Genomic DNA, 18,627 nt, shown 5'->3' on the forward strand with positions numbered 1-18,627 from the left:
GTGGATTTCCTACCACACAGCACAGGACTCTTCAACATAGACTCAGAAGAATTTCGGCATCACTGCACGCCGACGCTTGAAACCATTATTTCTTAAGTAGCAAGTAAGCGAAATAGGGAACGCCGATTAATGAAACCATAATACCCGCAGGGATACCGTCAGGATCGACAAGATTGCGACCAACAGTGTCAGCAAATAATAGCAACCATCCACCGAGCAGAACAGCAACGGGAATGAACAGCTGATTACGTGGACCGACCAAAGCTTTGGCAATGTGCGGAGCCATCAACCCCACAAAAGCGATCCCACCCGTAACAGATACTGCGGCTGCAGCCGAGGCGACAGCAGTCACAATGAGGATAAGACGTTCCTTTTCCAGCTTAAGACCAACGCCGATCGCTGATGCCTCGTTCAAGCCGAGAAGATTCAGCTGACGAGACTTGAACAAAGTGAACGGTATAAGCAGGATCACCCAAGGAAGTAGCGCCCAGATGAACGGCCAATCCGTGCCCCATATACTACCCGCAATCCACTTCGCTATAAAATCAACCTTCGAGCGTTCCGCAGAAGAGATAATAACGACCATAATCCCTGATAGTGCTAGAGAAAATCCGACCCCGACCAGCACAAGCCGGATGGGATCAAGCCCGCGCGTTCGGCTATATGAGAAAATATAAATTAGAGCAGCCGTGATTAAAGCACCAACAAAGGCGACTAGCGGCATAACATAGACGAACGATCCAACGTTGATCGGAACGTACAGGAAGAAGACAGCGATTGCCACACCCGCGCCCGAATTAATACCAATGATGCCGGGATCCGCCAGATCGTTACGGGTAACGCTTTGCATAATCGACCCGGACAGCGCAAGCGCCATGCCCGACAGCAACGTGATCATAATTCTCGGCAACCGGACGGAGAACAGAACAAAATCTTCTTTAAAGGTACCGTGACCGAACAAAACGGGAATCAATCGGTCAAATGATAGCGAGGCATATCCCACACCCATGCTGGCTATGATGGTTAGAACGATTAGCACTGAACTGGCTAGCAGAATCAGGCGTTGTTTGCGAACAAGAGCGGATAAGGTCATGATGCAGCTTTGCCTCCTTTACGCACGACGAGCAGGAAGAAGGGCAATCCCAGCATCGCCACGATGGCTACCACAGGCGTCTCGTAAGGCGAATTAATCGAGCGCCCTAGCGTATCGGCAAGCAGCATGAATGTCGCTCCCGTTATAGCCGAGAACGGCAGCACATACCGATAATCGGTACCCACAATCATGCGGACGATATGCGGAATCATCAGCCCCACGAATGCCATGCTTCCGACGAGCGCCACCGCTGCACCAGTAAGTACGATTACGATTATGAACAAAATGGATTTGATCAGCACCAGCTTTTGCCCCAGCCCAGTCGCCACATCGTCACTAAGACTGAGTATGCTTACTTGATTGGAAAGGAGCAAAGCTCCTACAATGCCTATGAGGATGACGGGCCCAATGGCCTGAAGCTGCCCCCATGTCGTTCCGATCAGACCACCGGCGGTCCACATCGTTACGTCCTTCGAAATTTTGAACACAATGCTGACACCGCTCGAAACAGCATACAGAAACGCAGAAACGGCCGCCCCAGCGAGCACGATTCGAACCGGAGACAGGCTGCCTCGGCTCACCGAGCCAAGAAGAATGACCAAGGCAGCTCCAAGAGCAGCACCGAGGAAGCCGGCTATCATGATGCCGAAATAGCTGAGTCCTGGGAAGAATGCAAAAGCTATTGCGAGCGCCATACTCGCACCAGAAGTCAGACCTAGCAGACCTGGATCGGCCAGAGGATTTCGCGTGACTCCTTGCATGATAGCCCCAGACACAGCAAAAGCAGCACCGATTAAGATCGCGGCCAATTCACGTGGCATTCGAATTTCGCGAAGAATCAGAGCTTTGTCGTTGTCAGTCACATCGGAAGTTAGCGCAAGCCACAGGTCATGGAGCGTCGTTTCCGCTGCACCGAATATCATCGAAAGTGCGAAGCACAAGATGAGCACTATTACACTGCCGAGAAGCTTATAGAAAAACGGGATGCCGCGGCGTTTATTATTCATCGGAAGCTCATCTCTTCTTAATAGAATATGCGAAGGAATCGTTGAATCACGAATTCCTCCGCATCGAATGAAACAATCTGCGCGATTTAGCTTTTCTATTTAACGCTTACTGACCGAGAAAGCTCTTAATGAAGAACTCTAGCTGAAACTCCATGCTCAATGGATCGTTAAAATAGAATGCTTTTGCGTCAGCTTCGAAGACACGATTGTTCTTTACTGCTGGAATGTTCTTGTACGTTGCCGTATTCTGGAACGAATTATCCTCATCCGCGTTCTTGCTGAAGATTACGTAGTCTCCAGAATAATCCTTCAGAACCTCTGACGAAACGGCAAAGTAGCCTTCTTTCTCCGTCGCTTCCTTAACTTTCTCAGGCATAGCAAGTCCGAATTCTTGATAGAGGATTTCTGTGCCACGGCCAAAATTATCACCATATACATAAAGCTGTTTATTGAAGGTTTCGATAACAGAAACCGAAGCATTTTCGCCAATCTTCGCTTTTATTTCTTGTCCAGCTTTTTTGGTGCGTGCCTTGAAATCTTCAGTCCAAGCTCTAGCTTCTTTTTCTTTGTTCAATAGCTTGCCAACTTCAATTTGCTGCGTTAAGTAGTCGACTTTACCGTAGGTATAAGTAATTGTAGGAGCGAGTTGTTTGAACTTGTCGATATTCTTGATTCCTGCGAGCCCGATAATAAGATCTGGCTCCAACTCAATGATCTTCTCAAGGCTTTCGTCCGAAACAGCCTCTACGTCTTTCAGTTGCTCTTCAAACCTTGGGTTAGTCTTGGACATCTCATCCACGCCGACTACAGGAACACCAAGTGCCATAACGTTCCCTGTTAAAAATCGAGTAAGCACAACAACACGTTTCGGATGCGATGGAACTTCAACCGGTCCATCTTCAGACTGGTAAGTAAATGTGTCGGATTCCGAGACATTCGAGGTAGATGGAGATGCCGATTCTGACGGTGAAGCTGAGGAAGACTCAGATGGGCTGCTTGCATTATTTTTTGTATCGTTGCCACCACATGCGCTCAATAGAAGAACAACAACTAGGACTAACGGAATAAAAAGATTCTTTTTCATAAAATGACTCTCTCCCTTTTCTATGTCTATGTTCAATGAATAATCAAATCTCATATGAGACGTTGATAATCAATTCGTTGATAATGATTCTCATATTCAACGCACAACGAGTATTATAGTGTTAAGTAAAGGCCCCGTCAACGACCAATTAATGGGTTTTAAGAATGAGGGCTAACAGAGGCCACTGTTAGCCCCCATCTGATCGGTACCCATCTTGACGAAGGAGTCCATTAAATAGGCACGACAAAAAGACGCCCTTAAGATGGAGGCGCCCTTTTGTCGGCGTTAGTCAGAAGATCATTTTCTATTCGCGATAGTGCTTTATCCTAAATAAGATCCAACGCGGACCAACCTTAGGGATCTAGCCGCTTTATTTAAGCTCATCTCGTACCCGCAAACGATCCTGCTCCCTGTAGGATATCCCCCAATCCTTAAGCTGCAGCAAAATGGGGACTAGGCTTCTTCCCGTCTCTGATAAGGAATACTCTACCTTCGGGGGAATTTCCGTAAATATTTTACGGTCCACAAGACCGTCACTCTCAAGCTCTCGTAATTGGCGGGTTAATGTGCGCTGAGTAATATCGGGGAAAATTCTACGTAATTCATTGAATCTCTTGGTGCCGTGATTATCTAGCTGATACAGAATAAGAAGCTTCCACTTGCCGCCGATTAAACTAACCGTTAACTCCACGGGACATTGTCCTTCTGATTGTTCCAATATAGCTCGCCCCCTAGTATCTTATTGGATACTACATACCATTAATGTGCGTACTTACATAAAAAACATCTTTCTTTTATTATGTGTACAACGACGAACAACTTTCAAGTGCTCTTTGCTTGAAAAGCATGTGAAAAAATGGAGAGGATGATATTCATGGCGACAACTGACAAAATTCTTGTTTATGGAGCATCAGGTGTACAAGGAGGCGCGGTAGCACGAAAATTACTTGCGGAGGGTCATTCCATTCAAGCTATCACAAGGAATAAAGAGAGTGCCGATCAGCTTGCTCAACAAGGAATCTCTGTGTTACTTGGGGATTTGAATGATCCGGCTAGCTTAGCCCAAGCCCATGAGGGAGTCAATAAAGTGCTTCTCCTCCTGCCTGTAGATTATCATTTAGAACGAGTGCGCCTATATATCCGTAACGTAGTGGATGCAGCAAAAAACGCAAATATAGCGTTATTAGTCGTCAATACTAGCCTTTATGTACCCGATCAGATCACAGATGTAGTAGCCATTGAGATTAAAAGAGAGCTCATCGAATACCTGAAGCAAAGTGGGATTCCTACTATTATTGTTCAGCCTACATTATATTTTGAAAATTTCTATATTCCCGGCGTTCTAAACAATAAAGTGTTGGCTTACCCCGTGCCTGCGGATCAAGCTATTCCTTGGATCAGTATTCAGGATACCGCGGACTACGCCGTTTATGCACTGAACCATCCCGAGCTCGCAGGCCAAACTCTTCAAGTCACCGGTCCCGAGGCGCTTACTGGCAATCAATTAGCTGAACGTTTCGGGCAATCATTAAATCAGGATATACAATTTTTCTCCCTTCCAGTCGAAACGTTTGAAGAAGGTATCCGCCCCTTATTAGGAGAAGAGACCGCCGCCGGATTAGCAGGCTTGTATCACTGGATTGCAGTAAACTCTGCCTCTTTGCCAAAGCCTGAGCATATCCATCCTGCACTTCGAACAGCCGTCCAAGGTACATCCTTAAAGCAATGGGTAGATCGCGCGATTGAAAATGGGTTTTTCGCCGAAGGTGGGAATACGCAGCAATAATTAGTTAAAAAAACAATTAAGGGGTTCCTCTTAGGTCTAATACGACCTTTAGGGAACCCCTTTACTATTGCACAAGCCATACTATGAACGCCGGAAACTAAACTCCGCCTAAACACTCTTCGACCTGCGCCGTATGGCAGGAATTAGTCGGTGTCTCCGCTTATCTTCCTCACAATCTGCGCCGTATGACGGGATTTAGTCGGCACCTCCGCTTATCTCCCCTACAATCTGCGCCGCAGGGCGGGATTTAGTCGGTGTCTCCGCTTATCTTCCCTTCAACCTACTCCGTGTGGCGGGATTTAGTCGGTGCCTCCGCTTATCTCCACTTCAACCTACTCCGCAGGGCGGGATTTAGTCGGTGTCTCCGCTTATCTTCCCCACAATCTGCTCCACAAGGCGAGAATTAGTCGACACCTCCGCTTATCTCCCCTTCAACCTGCTCCGCAGGACGGGATTTAGTCGGCAACTCCGCTTATTTAAAGCCTGCGTATCCTTGGTCGACCATGACGACGCTGCCTGTAATGGCTTCTGCTTCTTCCAGCGACAAGAGGTACACTGATTTTGCAATCGCTTCAGGCTTTGTCAGCTCTCCGCCCATGACTTTAGCTTTCATTCCCTCTAACATGCCGCGATCCTTGAATCCTTGGATAATGGGCGTATCAACAACACCTGGCGCTATCGCAACGACTCGAATGCCATAGGGCGCAAGCTCAAGTGCAGCCGATTTACTCATCATAATGACAGCGCCTTTGGTAGCGTGATACGCGAATGTGCCATAAGAGGCGAGAAACCCGAATACAGAAGCCGTATTAATAATAACGCCTTTAATTCCCAATTCCTTCATTTTCCGACCGGCCTCAATGATTCCATATGCAACCCCATGCTGGTTAATAGCAATGGTACGATGATACAAATCCATATTCTGATCTAACACCGGACCTGCACCGCCAATTCCAGCATTGTTAAACATAACGTCAATCCGACCAAATATTTCAACCGTTTTCTCGACTAAGGCTTGTACATCTTCGTGTTTGGATACATCTACTTTAATAAAAGCTGCTTCTCCGCCCGCCTTAGCAATAAGCTCAACCGTTTCTTGGCCGCCCGCTTCATTGTAATCCGCAACAACGACACGGTCCCCTTTGCTGGCGAACTTCAAAGCAGTTTCCTGTCCGATGCCGCTTGCTCCACCTGTTATCACGACTACACGCTTTGTATCCATATGTTGTGCCTCCTCATGTAAATGATTCGATCCCTCTACTTACACTCAACGAACAACAGCTACTAATGTTATTTGCACCACTAGCATACTCCCGTTTATTATTTAAGTATATTTAAACATAGTAAAGCTTATATTAAGCTTGGCTTAAGTAAGGAGAGGATCATTCATGCATTTGGAACAGCTGGAGTTTATTGTAGAGGTTGCTAAAACCGGGTCACTAACGAGAGCGGCTCAGAATAGGCATGTTACGCTATCCGCTGTCAGCCAATCCATCTCTAATCTGGAGGGGGAGCTAGGAGTTACCTTATTTACCCGTTCTCGGAACGGGGCTGTAGTCACTGCCGAGGGGCAAGCGATTATAAGGAAAGCTGTAGAGGTGTTAAGCAAGCTTCAGGAGCTCAAGCAGGAGGCTAATCTCTATTCCGATATGCAAAGCGGTGAGCTTCGTATCGCATCCATACCGGGACCTTTATCCTTACTAGTTAACACCATCGTCAGCTTCAAAAGAGATTATTCGCAAATCCAAATGGACATAACAGAAAAGGGCTCTTCAGAGATTATCGAGGATATTCAGCACAATCGTGCAGATATCGGACTCGTTATTTTGTTTGAAAGTCTACTTAGTAAGCATCCATCCCTGTCATTCGGACGATTATTAGAGGGAAAGCTAGTCGTTGCCGTGAGTAAAAAATCCCCGCTAGCCCTCTACCCCTCCCTTTCGCCTGAGGAGCTACTGTTTCAGCCAGTTGTCCTCTATAAGGATGACTACTTAAAATGGTTTATCGATCAATTCGAAGCAAGCTATGGTCGCTTAAATACATTGTTTTACACCAATAACACCGTTGCGATCCAGAAGGCCGTAAGCGAAAATTTAGCTGTTACCGTCGGTCTTGATTTTTCGTTTAATAACCGCTCATCCTCCGATAAAGACACAGTTACGATTAAATTGGATCTGCCTGATCAACCTTCTGTCTATCTGGGCTGGATTAGTCCAGAGGATAAGAAGCTGCCCAAAGCATCCCGTCTTTTCATTAATAAGCTCCAATACGAGTTCGACAAGTATTAATTCCTCCTAAAAAATACGTCCGCCATCGGCGGACGCATTCACAAAAATCAAGGAGTTGTCGGAGTACCATCAGGCAATCTTGCGAGTGTCCATTCCGGAAGAATGTTCTCACATGGGAACTTCGCAGCTAGCTTCTCGTCGATATCGATTCCTAATCCCGGCTTGTCGTTTGGATAGACGTATCCGTTCTTAACCTCTGGGCAGCCTGGAAACACTTCTTGAATATTTTGATTAAATCCGTTCCATTCTTGAATACCGAAATTAATGCTGCTAACATCCAAGTGTACATGAGCCGCATGCCCAACAGGTGAAGTATCACCTGGACCGTGCCAAGCCGTTCTAACCCCGAATGCGTCACAGAGAGCGGTCAATTTTCTTGTAGGAGTAATTCCTCCGATTTGGCTCACATGAATTCGAATATAATCAATCAAACGGTTAGTGATGAGCGGCATCCATTCATTCGGGTTGTTGAATAGCTCTCCCATCGCTAGAGGAATAGAAGAATGCTGACGAATCATACGGAACCATTCAATCTGCTCAGGCGGTAGCGCATCCTCTAGGAAAAATAGCTGGAAAGGCTCTAGCTGCTTGGCGAAGTTAACAGCATCTATTGGTGCCAAACGCTCATGAATGTCATGCAACAGCTCAATATCCCAGCCTAGCTGCGCTCTAAGATGCTCGAACAAGCCCAGGATGCTCTTCATGTAGGTTTTAGGATCATAATAGGCGCCTACCGGAGCTCCTATTGGTGAAACAATGGACTGATTCTTTCCACCATACGTTCCTAGCTGACAACGAATATAGCGATACCCCTGCTCCATGAAGGCACGTGCGTTCTCCTCGACCTCCTTCACATCTCGTCCATCTGCATGGCGATACACAGCAGCGCCCTCTCTCAGCTTTCCACCGAACAGCTGATACAGCGGCATTCCTGCTATTTTCCCCTTAATGTCCCATAAAGCCATATCTACCCCAGACAGAGCATTATTCAACACAGGACCATTACGCCAATAGCTGCTAACAATCGTGGAATGCCAAATATCGTTGATGTTATGAACATCCTTACCAATCAAAAACGGTTTAATATATTGTTCGATGGCATTCTGCACCGTTAAATAACGTTGGGTAAACGTGGCACAGCCTACTCCGTAAATTTCAGGGTCTGATGTTTCTACTTTCACAACAACCAAATTAATGCCTTCTGGTGCGGTTAGAATTGTTTTTATATTACGTATAGTTAGCTTCTCCATGTCCACTCTTCCTTATCTCTTTTTACTTTTCTATTGTTTTACTGCTCCAGCAGTCAGACTACTAATAAAGTACTTCTGCATAAATAAGAATAGAACGATTAGCGGTAGGCTCGAAATAATGGATGCAGCCATCATGTCATTCCAAACGACTTTGTAGTACCCGTTTAGTTGACCTATCCCTACCGGTAGTGTCTTCAAGGTTTCCGTGGTGACAAGAATAAAGGCGAACATATACTCATTCCAGCCTATTAAGAACGAATAGATTGCTGTTGCCGCAAGACCAGGTAAAGATAAAGGCAATATGATCTGAACAAATGTACGAATTTGACTACAGCCATCGATCATAGCCGCTTCATCCAGCTCTCTAGGTATCCCTTGAAAGAACCCTAGCATCATCCATGTACACATGGGTATCGCAAAAGCAATGTACACGACGATTAATCCCCATTGTGAATCAATAAGCCCAAATGTTTTTAATACCTTATAGAAAGGAATTAATAGCATAATAGAAGGAAACATTTGAGTGACTAGCAGGAAAGACAGAAAAGTCCCTTTACCGCGAAATTTAAACCGGGATGCCCCATAGCCAGCAAGCGCGGAGAACACGATTGTAATTACTGTAGAAGCCACTACAACAAGTACGCTATTAAGGAAGTAATCCAAGAATGGATAGTCCTTCCAAATTCGGATAAAGGAATCAAATGTCGGGTGATCAGGAATCCACGCAGGCGGCGAAACCATTACCTCTTCATTTGATTTGAATGCAGTTGATACCATCCAGAACGTTGGAATTAATACAACAGCTGCAGCTACCGTGAGAATGGCATACATGCTTGCATTAAAGAATGAAAACCTGCGTTTAGTCGTCGCCATTGCCTAACAACCTCCTATAGCCATATCCCATTAACCAGCATACAAAGAAGACCAAAATAGCCATCGCTGATGCCTTACCGAAATTAAAGAATTCGAACGCTTGCTTGAAGATGTCGATACTGACCACGTTCGTTGCATTTCCTGGTCCACCTTGTGTCAGAATCCAGATCATCGTAAAGTGCTTAAACCACCATACTGTATCCAATATTATGGTTACTAGCAGGACTGGCATTAATGCAGGCAGTGTGACGAAACGAAACGCTTTGTTGCGATTACATCCATCAATCTTAGCGGCTTCATACACATCCTCAGATATGCTTTGCAAGCCAGCTAGTATGAGCATCATTACCATCGGGAATCCCTTCCAGATGGATACTACGATAACGGCAACAAAAGCCGTTTTCTCATCCCCAAGCCATGAAACAGGATCATCGATAATTCCCCAACCCATGAGTACTGAGTTAAATAAGCCGTATAAAGGATTAAATAGCCACTTCCATAGCAATCCAACAACGACTTCAGGGAATAACCAGGGAAGAATCAAGATAACACGGAATACGGTAATACCCTTTAGCTTCATATTCAAGATCAGGGATAAACCTAATCCGATAACGAAGTGTCCAGCCACTACCCACACCGTATAGTGCAGCGTAAGAATAATACGACTCAAAAACTCAGTGTTCGAAAATATTTCTTTGTAATACCTAAACCCTTCGAAATTCCACTTGGTAATGAGATTGGTATCAAAAAAACTAATATACGCCCCGTATATTAACGGATACGTAATCAACACTAGCAAGGTAAGAACGGCCGGTAAAATAAACCAAATTCCTTTGAAGCCGCTTTTGGACGATAGCATAATTTGTCCCCCATCGTAATATGAAGGTCAAAGGGAGCATGAGGCCCCCTTATCCTGACCTTAACTTGAGCACTTATTTGTTGTTCTTAATCACTTCATTCGCACGATTGGTCGCTCTCTTCGTAGCCTGTTCTACGCTTTGATTACCAGCAATCATAGATTGATAAGCCTCGGCAATAATATCTTGGAATTGCGAGTATTGATCGAAAGCAGGTATGGAGAATGCATATTCAAGCGCTTTCACAAACCCTGCATATTCAGGTGTAGACATCTGTTGCTGCTTGCCCACTTCAATGGTAGTAGGAAGACGACCGCTAACAGTATTCCATGCCAATGCATTTTCAGGATTCACCATAAACTTGAGGTAGTCAGCTACAACTTCTTTGTGCTGGCTCGTTTCAGCGATTGAATAGCCTAGAACTCCAAAGGTTGCTGTATGCTTTACTTTCATCGGAATAGGTGTACTGTAAAGCTTTCCTTTGAGGTCTGGGTTTTGGCTAATAATATTTCCAAGTGCATTCGGACCTGTGAGCATCATAGCTACCTTGCCAGTCGCCATTAAGCTTGCTGCTTCAGGGAATCCTGTTTCAGTCACTCCCGGTGGAACGACTCCGTGTTTGTTATTCAAATCCACATAAAATTGAAATGCTTCTTTAGCTTCAGGAGTATCTAGCTGTGTGATCCATTTGCCACTATCATCTTTCTTCAATTCATCTACACCATACGAACGCAACACAGTCATAAAGCGGTCAGCACCGGAGCCATTACGTGTTCCGATCATTCCGAATCCCCATTGATCTGCTTTGCCATCTCCATTAGTATCCTTCGTCAGCTTCTTCGCGGCATCCAAGAACTCATCCCAGTTCTCAGGAGCCTTCAGCCCTTCAGCTTCGAACCAATCTCCGCGATAGACAAGAGCCATTGGAGCTGCAGTCCATGGTAATAATTGTAGCTTGCCATCTACGCTTGATTCCTCGAGAATGTTAGGATAGAACGCTTTTAAATAATCTTCGCCAAGCAGCTTCGTTAAATCTGTTGTGATGTTCATTCCATATGCAGTACGAATAAATTGCGGTGTATTCGTGAATGCATCCGGCAAGTCACCTGCTGTTGCCATTGCGGTAACCTTCTTATACAGATCGTTCATTGGTACTCCAATAAATTCAATCTTCACTTCAGGATGCAGCTTCATATAACGTTCTGCCATCTCAAGCTCAGCTGGACCATCCGGATTTTCTGTCTGTGACACCGACATGATCTTAATCGTAACCTGCTTAGCTCCTTCGGCATCGTTACTCTTTGTCTCTTTGTTACTACCGCACGCCGTAAGCGTCAATCCCATAATAGCTAGAATAGAAATCCAACTGCCAAGCTTTTTTACCTTCATTCCTGTGACCTCCTGTAGTTGTACTTATATATTGTTTGTCCGACCAGATAGTGGGTCTAGGTTGGGACAAGAACAATTTTAGTGAAAATCCATAAATAACATATCAGACGTCATACAAGTTAATAGAAAAAAAAGCAATAATACAAATTACCCTTTTTTCTCCGTTTGATTTTGCAGTCGCTGAATCGTTAGGGCAGTAACATTATTAGCCCCTTCGCGAACTAAACGTTTAACAGCATCAATATCTCTACATTTAATCGCTTCCAATTGCTTCGTATGTCCTGATAAGCTATCTTCCATATCAGCTAGAACTCTGTTTAATTCTTTAAGGTGATAATAATAGACGTTCTTAATACGGTCTATGATCTGAACAAATACTTCATTCTTGGAAGCCTTTACAATTGCAAAGTGAAATTGATAATCGGCCATTGAATATTTCTTATAATCATGTTGTTGGGCTATCATCTCGTTAAGCGCTTTCTCAATGGCTAAAATATCATCCTCATCCGCACGAAGAACAGCCAATTCAATACACTTTGTCTCAATCAATTCACGAAACTCCATGACGTCCAGAAATTCTTTTTCACTTAAATTCATGATTGGAGCAGTCCTCTGGATATCGAAGCTTGTGGCACTATCAGACACGAAAGATCCTTTACCATGACGTGTAGTAATAAGCCCCAGATCTCGAAGCTTCTGCACTGCACTGCGTATGCTTACTCTGCTAACATTAAAGAGACCGCACAATTCATTTTCTGAGGGAATCTTCTCCCCAGCTTTCCAAGTCTGATTAACAATCCTAGCCTTGATTTGTTCAAAGACGTCATCGACTATGTTTTTTTTCTCTATCGCTTTGAAACCGCTCTCCATAACCGATCGCCACCACCTATAACATGTCATACAAGTCGATGGGTTAATAATAGTGCTTTTCACTTTCTCCGTCAATACCCATTTTCTAATAGTCGCTGATCTTATGGTTTATTGTTCAATATATTGTCCTCTAAGACAGCAAATTTATCTCCGTACTCTTTAATAATATGATTGTCACCCCAAGCACAGAGAGAATCTAATATCGATTTCAAGCTCCATCCATACTCGCTAAGCTCATATTCTACCTTTGGAGGAACCTGATTGTAGCTCTTCCGAGTCACTATGCCATCCTGCTCTAATTCTCTAAGCTGTTGGGTCAGCATTTTTTGAGTAATATTAGGCATAAGACGCTTAAAATCACTTGTTCGTTTCTTACCATGCGTGAGATGACAAAGAATGACACACTTCCACTTTCCCCCGATTACCTCTAAGGTCGCTTCCACTGAAATATTATATTTTTTCTTTATCAAAGCTAGTCCTCCTAAATGGATGAGTAAGGGTACTTTTTAGTACCTATATCACTTCAAAGTGCGTACTGTTTATTTGTTATTAAATAACTCATACTAACATTTGCCGGCCGGTAATGACTACACAGGAGACAAACAAAATGACATTGCAATCAAAGAGAAGCACGCTGGCTCTCCTTGCTCTAGCCATAAGCGCCTTTGCTATTGGAACAACAGAGTTCATCAGTGTAGGGCTGCTCCCCCTCATCTCTGAAGACTTGAATATATCTGTTACTACTTCTGCATTAACCGTTACTTTGTATGCTCTAGGGGTAACCTTCGGAGCGCCAATACTAACATCTTTGACCACTAGCGTTCCACGCAAAACATTGCTGTTTTGGATTATGATTGTGTTTATAATAGGCAATAGTCTTGCTGCCACTGCGGGCGGAGTAGGCATTCTCCTGGCGGCTCGTGTCATCTCAGCACTGTCACACGGAGTATTTATGTCCATTGGCTCTACTATTGCGGCCGACCTCGTCCCTGAGAACCGCCGAGCTAGTGCCATAGCTATTATGTTTTCCGGACTTACGGTTGCCACGGTTACTGGAGTACCTTTGGGTACTTTTATCGGGCAGCATATGGGATGGCGAGCTGCTTTTATCGGAATTGTAGTCATCGGTATAATAGCATTCATAGCCAACATGGTGCTAATTCCTTCTGATTTGCGTAAAGGTACCAAAACACCATTGCGAGATCAGCTTAAAATTGTAGCTAATGGACGATTGCTGCTTGCATTTGCTATTACAGCTATAGGCTACGGGGGTACTTTTGTCGTCTTTACCTATTTATCCCCGTTGCTTCACGAAATAACCGGATTTAAAGAAAGCACGGTAGCAGTCATTCTTCTCGTCTATGGGATTGCCATTGCAATTGGTAATGTTATTGGAGGAAAAGCCGCTAACCGTAAGCCTGTATCTGCATTGCTCTACATGTTTGTGCTACAATCTATTGTACTTCTTATTCTAACATTCACTATCCCATTTAAGGCTGCAGGTCTGATTACCATTTTCTTTATGGGTTTATTAGCTTTTATGAATGTTCCAGGATTACAAGTATATGTGGTGATGTTGGCTGAACGTTATACGCCGAAATCGGTAGATGTAGCTTCTGCTTTCAATATTGCCGCATTTAATGCCGGAATTGCGATTGGGGCATACTTGGGTGGTGTGGTTACTGACTCCATGGGACTTATTCATACAGCATGGGTGGGATCATTAATGGTTCTCGCAGCCGTAGCCTTAACCGCTTGGGCTCGCGCTTTGGAAAGAAAAGATGAGACAAAGCTTACACATAAGCCATCTTATTGATGAGCTAATTTCAACAACATTCAGGAGGTTTTATTCTATGGTCGCCAAAAATCTGCAGGATACAACAACACTACACAACGGTATTGCAATGCCTTGGTTTGGGCTCGGAGTTTTCAAAGCAGAGGAAGGCGCTGAATTAGTCCAAGCTGTAAAATCAGCAATTAAACATGGATATCGCAGCATCGACACAGCCGCTATTTATCAGAATGAAAAAAGCGTCGGACAAGGAATCCGAGAAGCTATTGTAGATACCCAAATTTCTAGAGAAGACCTCTTTATTACTTCAAAGGTTTGGAATGCTGATCTCGGGTATGAATCCACGCTGGCAGCCTACGAAACAAGCTTGAATAAGCTAGGCTTGGAGTATCTTGATTTATACCTTATTCACTGGCCTGTAAAGGGTAAGTATAAAGAAGCGTGGAGAGCCTTGGAAACCCTATATAAAGCTGGGCGCGTTAAGGCAATTGGGGTAAGTAACTTCCACATTCATCATATTGAAGACCTTATGGAAAGTGCCACAATTAAACCAATGGTAGACCAAGTGGAGTTCCATCCTCAGTTATCCCAGCAGGAGCTAGTAAAATATTGCAAGGAACACGAAATACAATTCGAAGCGTGGTCTCCATTAATGCAAGGTAAGCTGCTGGATAATCCTGTCTTACAAGAAATCGCTGGTCAGCATAACAAGTCGATTGCTCAGATTATTCTGCGTTGGGATTTACAGCACGGCATTGTTACGATTCCGAAATCAACCAAAGAGCATCGCATTATTGAAAACTCAGACATATTTGATTTTGAATTATCAGCTGAAAATATGGCACGGATCGATGCCCTGAACAAGAATCTTCGTGTCGGTCCAGATCCGGATAACTTTAATTTTTAATGTTTTGTGTAGGAATAAAGTTAAGCTAAACACGAAGAGCCCTTTCCTGATCATTAGGAGGGGCTCTTCTCTATGAATCCAGCTCTGTTAGTAATTCTCGGTACAAGGTAGTCGTTGCAAAAGAGGGGCTTACCCCCATTTCCTGATGTAGCGTTTCAGTAAATCTCATATAAAGCTGAGTTAGAGCTTCTTTATTCTTCTGTGCCGCATAGGCCATCATAAGTAGCTCGATGGATTGTTCGTCTAGCTCGTTACGAGCAATGAGCCTCAGTAATAGTAGGATAGCACCGGACGTATCCCCTCTATTTAACAAAGCGCTGCACAATTGTTGGGTCAATGACGTGTACATTAGTGAAAATCGCTCCACCTCGCTCCAAGCCCAAGGAAAGGCGCGATCTCCGAATAAGTCTCCTTTATACAGCTGCTCTAGCTTGATTGCCTCTTCAATATTCGTATCATCAATGGCATCCATATTTCTATAGCCCTCTTCAAAGCTTATTATATCCACATTCGCATCATTAAGGTTTAGCGCATAATGGTTACTGTCAGAGTACAGACTCTCCTTGAGTCCATACATTTCCAATATTTTGCGTATCTTATAGACTGTCGTGTTTAAGTAGATCTCGGCGTTCTTCTGAGGCATTCCGGCAAAAATATCTTCAATCAGTCTTGCTCTAGATACAAGTCTCCCTTGATGTATGAGTAGGTATCCGAAGAGCTCCGCACTTTTTTTGGAATTCCACTTAGCCACTGCAGCCCGTTCGCTTCGAATCTCGACTCCGCCTAGACAATTAATGATGACATCATGGACAGTAGACGAGGAAGCTTTCTCAACTAATACCATTTCCGTTGGCTTAACAGACAATTGTGCTCTTTGGACAGTCTTGTGAATTCTAGCTTGCTCAACAGGCTTCAAAATATAGTCAAAGGCATAGACATCAAATGCAGATAATGCATATTCTTTATGAGACGTCACGAATACAAGCTTCGTCTGCTTGCCGTTCTCTCTTAACCGTCTAGCAAAATCAATACCATTCTCCCTTGGCATACTAATATCTAAAAATGCTAAGTCCACCTCATGCTCATCCAGAAAGGTCATTGCTGAAGTCGTCTCATGGAAGCTTCCAACAATTTCGACACCAACTATTTTAGCGAGCATTCGCCTCATAATTAAATGCATAGCATTTTCATCATCCATAATAATTACCTTCACGCCATACTCCTCCTTTCCTTTTGCTCATTAAAGACGAAGGGCTCATTAGGTGGAGTGGGGATTGAGAAATAAAAGGCACTTCCTTGCGAATGCACACTCTCGAACCATAACTCCCCACCATTTAAGCGGACAAACTCCCGACATAAGGTTAAACCTAACCCGACACCTCGCTCTCCAGCGGTTCCTGCGGAAGAGATCGGATAGTCCTCCTGCAGTAAAGTGGCAGCCTGCTCGGCTTGAATCCCTTCTCCCGAATCACTGACGGATACTATGACTTTACCCTCTACAGCTTCTGCTTTTATTTGAATGTTGCCTCCCTCACCTGTAAATTTAATAGCATTGGAAAGGAGATTGCGAATAATCAAATCTAGCATTTCTTTGTCCGCATAGATGTGAGAGCCCTTCGGTATGTCGGCAACCACTTTGATACGTTTACCCTCACTACGAACTTGCAGCTGCTGAATATTGGTCTGAACAACATGTGACAGATCCCATACTACCGGATTAAAAATCATCCCTCCTCGTTGGCTACGAAACCAATCCAGCAAGCTTTCCACTAATGTAAATGTATTGTGAATTTGCCGCCCCATTTCTTGCATGATTTCCTCTTGATCCTCACTGTTGGTTTCTATCTCCTCTTCCATTAGCTCCATAAGATTAACGAGCACAGCGAGAGGATCGCGAATATCATGCGCAACGACATTAAACATCTTATCCTTGAATGTATTCAGCTCACCCAACTGTCTCGCATTGTCACGTAGCCTCTCCTCTGTAAGCACGGTTTCCGTAACGTCGCTTAATAGAAGCATTTTGCCAACAGGCTTCTGGTTGCTATTACATACTAAAGATAGATGCACATTATAAAATTTATCGTCGTGCAGACCTGAGATTTGGACTTTACTTGCAGATGATGGCGGCTCTTGCGTAATGATCTTAAGTAGCCTCGGATAGTGTGCCAATACCTCAGTAACCGGCTTCCCAATTACACCTTTATAGTTTAAGTCTTTGACGACTTGACTTGCCGACATATTAAACCTGCTAATTCCGTTATCTACATCAAGTAGGATGACCGCATCCTGCATAGATTCGAATACCTTCTGTAACACTAGCGGAGCCAATCTCATTAAGTTAAATTGGTAGATCCCCCACATAAAGAACAAGCCAGAGAATAGAAATCCGAATGGAGATAAATCAATAGGCATATTCCATATACCACTCAAATAAACAATCGTAAACCCGTAAGGCCCCCAAGAACCAATAATCATCAGGGTAATTTGCTTTCTCATTTGGGTTTCCGCTTTCCAATACATCTGAACCAGTAACGTCATGCCAATTGCAAACAGAATATACGCATACCAAACATGAAGCTGATATAAAGGCCCTTTGACCAAGACCACCAGTGGGAAGCCCTGTGAGTAATTAATGCTCATAGTTTTATAAAATAAATGATGCCATTCGTTCGTATAATGAGCCACAAATGTAATAATGGGAACAACCATCAGCAAAGCAACTACCGGCTTGCGAATGAGCCATTGACGGCCAGTATATTGCAGGACCATGATGCTCCACATCACTGTCCCGAATGGAATGCCAATATACTCAATCTTAAGCCAGAAAAGTATTTGATTAAGATCTGTACTCACAATTTCAAAAGCATACCCGAGGCTGTAGAAGGATCCGGTCAGCATGCCTAAACCATAGCTAATCGCAATCGGAATCTCCCTTCTTTTCCAGCAAAGATAGCATAGGATGAGGGAGCAGCAGGTGGCCGCCATTAGGAGTACAGATAAATAGGTATTATAGTGCATAAATCGTTAACCCCCGTGTTAGTAAACCGGCTTGGCCCTCTTTAGGGTGGTGGTAAACGTGTTTGTATCCAGCTATCGGATGAGCATTATGATATAAAAACATATACTTTCCGGCGGCGTGTAAGAAACGGTCACCTCTTTTATTGTATTCTTTTTATTTCAATAAAACTCTCCCCCAAATGGGGAGGTTCAAGTACTATGAACGATATATTTCCACGGAACTTGGTCGCACTCCAACCTCAAAATGCAACATTAGTGCACCCTCGGTTCTCTATCTCCCTCGCCAGCCCAAAAAAAGTCACATTAGTGTACCCTCCGTTCTCTATCTCCCTCGCCAGCCCGGAAAAAGTAACATTAGCGCACCCTCCGTTCTCTATCTCCCTCGCCTACCTGAAAAAAGTAACTTTAGC

Annotated in this window: 17 protein-coding genes; 4 read left to right on the plus strand and 13 right to left on the minus strand. The window is 44.1% G+C overall.

The window, feature by feature from the left end; translation table 11 throughout:
* Nucleotides 1-85: 85 nt before the first annotated feature.
* The 4 genes from KCTCHS21_RS28970 to KCTCHS21_RS28985 form a co-directional block, all read right to left on the minus strand.
* On the minus strand, nucleotides 86-1,093 hold the full coding sequence (locus KCTCHS21_RS28970; RefSeq protein WP_130615934.1) for a FecCD family ABC transporter permease: 1,008 nt from the start codon (nucleotides 1,091-1,093) through the stop codon (nucleotides 86-88).
* On the minus strand, nucleotides 1,090-2,100 hold the full coding sequence (locus KCTCHS21_RS28975) for a FecCD family ABC transporter permease (RefSeq protein WP_130615936.1): 1,011 nt from the start codon (nucleotides 2,098-2,100) through the stop codon (nucleotides 1,090-1,092). Before KCTCHS21_RS28975 ends, KCTCHS21_RS28970 begins: the two co-directional genes overlap by 4 nt.
* 106 nt (nucleotides 2,101-2,206) lie before the next feature.
* Nucleotides 2,207-3,184 carry an iron-hydroxamate ABC transporter substrate-binding protein gene (locus KCTCHS21_RS28980; protein ID WP_130615938.1) on the minus strand — a complete coding sequence of 326 codons (978 nt, stop codon included), beginning with the start codon at nucleotides 3,182-3,184 and terminating at the stop codon, nucleotides 2,207-2,209.
* A 370-nt stretch (nucleotides 3,185-3,554) separates the two neighbouring features.
* Nucleotides 3,555-3,905 carry a winged helix-turn-helix transcriptional regulator gene (locus tag KCTCHS21_RS28985; RefSeq protein ID WP_408621827.1) on the minus strand — a complete coding sequence of 117 codons (351 nt, stop codon included), beginning with the start codon at nucleotides 3,903-3,905 and terminating at the stop codon, nucleotides 3,555-3,557.
* Between the two features lie 153 nt (nucleotides 3,906-4,058).
* On the opposite strand from KCTCHS21_RS28985, the gene KCTCHS21_RS28990 reads away from it, so the two are divergent.
* Nucleotides 4,059-4,970, plus strand: a complete 912-nt coding sequence (locus KCTCHS21_RS28990) for an SDR family oxidoreductase (RefSeq protein ID WP_130615942.1) — start codon at nucleotides 4,059-4,061, stop codon at nucleotides 4,968-4,970.
* 472 nt (nucleotides 4,971-5,442) lie between these two features.
* On the opposite strand, the gene KCTCHS21_RS28995 is transcribed toward KCTCHS21_RS28990, so the two are convergent.
* The gene (locus KCTCHS21_RS28995; RefSeq protein ID WP_130615944.1) at nucleotides 5,443-6,192 is read right to left on the minus strand and encodes an SDR family NAD(P)-dependent oxidoreductase; all 750 of its coding nucleotides are present in this window, start codon (nucleotides 6,190-6,192) and stop codon (nucleotides 5,443-5,445) included.
* A 166-nt stretch (nucleotides 6,193-6,358) separates the two neighbouring features.
* Here KCTCHS21_RS28995 and KCTCHS21_RS29000 point away from each other — a divergent pair, with 166 nt between their 5' ends.
* Nucleotides 6,359-7,258, plus strand: coding sequence for a LysR family transcriptional regulator (locus KCTCHS21_RS29000; protein WP_130615946.1), 900 nt, complete (start codon nucleotides 6,359-6,361; stop codon nucleotides 7,256-7,258).
* A 47-nt stretch (nucleotides 7,259-7,305) separates the two neighbouring features.
* Here the strand turns inward: KCTCHS21_RS29000 and KCTCHS21_RS29005 are convergent, their stop codons facing one another.
* From KCTCHS21_RS29005 to KCTCHS21_RS29030, 6 genes are all read right to left on the minus strand, one after another.
* Entirely contained in the window at nucleotides 7,306-8,508 is a 1,203-nt protein-coding gene (locus KCTCHS21_RS29005; RefSeq protein WP_130615948.1) for an enolase C-terminal domain-like protein, read from the minus strand.
* Nucleotides 8,509-8,538: 30 nt separating this feature from the next.
* Nucleotides 8,539-9,381, minus strand: a complete 843-nt coding sequence (locus KCTCHS21_RS29010; protein ID WP_130615950.1) for a carbohydrate ABC transporter permease — start codon at nucleotides 9,379-9,381, stop codon at nucleotides 8,539-8,541.
* Nucleotides 9,368-10,240 (minus strand): carbohydrate ABC transporter permease, encoded by an 873-nt coding sequence (locus KCTCHS21_RS29015; protein WP_130615952.1) that lies wholly within the window; start codon nucleotides 10,238-10,240, stop codon nucleotides 9,368-9,370. The genes KCTCHS21_RS29010 and KCTCHS21_RS29015 overlap by 14 nt, the downstream gene beginning before the upstream one ends.
* A gap of 73 nt (nucleotides 10,241-10,313) precedes the next feature.
* Entirely contained in the window at nucleotides 10,314-11,627 is a 1,314-nt protein-coding gene (locus KCTCHS21_RS29020; protein WP_130615954.1) for an ABC transporter substrate-binding protein, read from the minus strand.
* Between the two features lie 147 nt (nucleotides 11,628-11,774).
* Nucleotides 11,775-12,497, minus strand: a complete 723-nt coding sequence (locus KCTCHS21_RS29025) for a FadR/GntR family transcriptional regulator (protein ID WP_130615956.1) — start codon at nucleotides 12,495-12,497, stop codon at nucleotides 11,775-11,777.
* A 101-nt stretch (nucleotides 12,498-12,598) separates the two neighbouring features.
* Entirely contained in the window at nucleotides 12,599-12,964 is a 366-nt protein-coding gene (locus KCTCHS21_RS29030) for a winged helix-turn-helix transcriptional regulator (protein ID WP_130616776.1), read from the minus strand.
* Between the two features lie 140 nt (nucleotides 12,965-13,104).
* Here KCTCHS21_RS29030 and KCTCHS21_RS29035 point away from each other — a divergent pair, with 140 nt between their 5' ends.
* Nucleotides 13,105-14,313 carry an MFS transporter gene (locus KCTCHS21_RS29035; RefSeq protein WP_130615958.1) on the plus strand — a complete coding sequence of 403 codons (1,209 nt, stop codon included), beginning with the start codon at nucleotides 13,105-13,107 and terminating at the stop codon, nucleotides 14,311-14,313.
* A 37-nt stretch (nucleotides 14,314-14,350) separates the two neighbouring features.
* Entirely contained in the window at nucleotides 14,351-15,196 is an 846-nt protein-coding gene (locus KCTCHS21_RS29040; RefSeq protein WP_130615960.1) for an aldo/keto reductase, read from the plus strand.
* Nucleotides 15,197-15,266: 70 nt separating this feature from the next.
* On the opposite strand, the gene KCTCHS21_RS29045 is transcribed toward KCTCHS21_RS29040, so the two are convergent.
* The gene (locus KCTCHS21_RS29045) at nucleotides 15,267-16,409 is read right to left on the minus strand and encodes a response regulator (protein WP_130615962.1); all 1,143 of its coding nucleotides are present in this window, start codon (nucleotides 16,407-16,409) and stop codon (nucleotides 15,267-15,269) included.
* Complete coding sequence (locus tag KCTCHS21_RS29050) at nucleotides 16,406-18,217, minus strand: sensor histidine kinase (RefSeq protein ID WP_130615964.1); 1,812 nt, start codon at nucleotides 18,215-18,217, stop codon at nucleotides 16,406-16,408. Before KCTCHS21_RS29050 ends, KCTCHS21_RS29045 begins: the two co-directional genes overlap by 4 nt.
* Nucleotides 18,218-18,627 lie beyond the last annotated feature (410 nt).

The organism is Cohnella abietis (assembly GCF_004295585.1).
In the GTDB taxonomy this organism is placed as follows: domain Bacteria; phylum Bacillota; class Bacilli; order Paenibacillales; family Paenibacillaceae; genus Cohnella; species Cohnella abietis.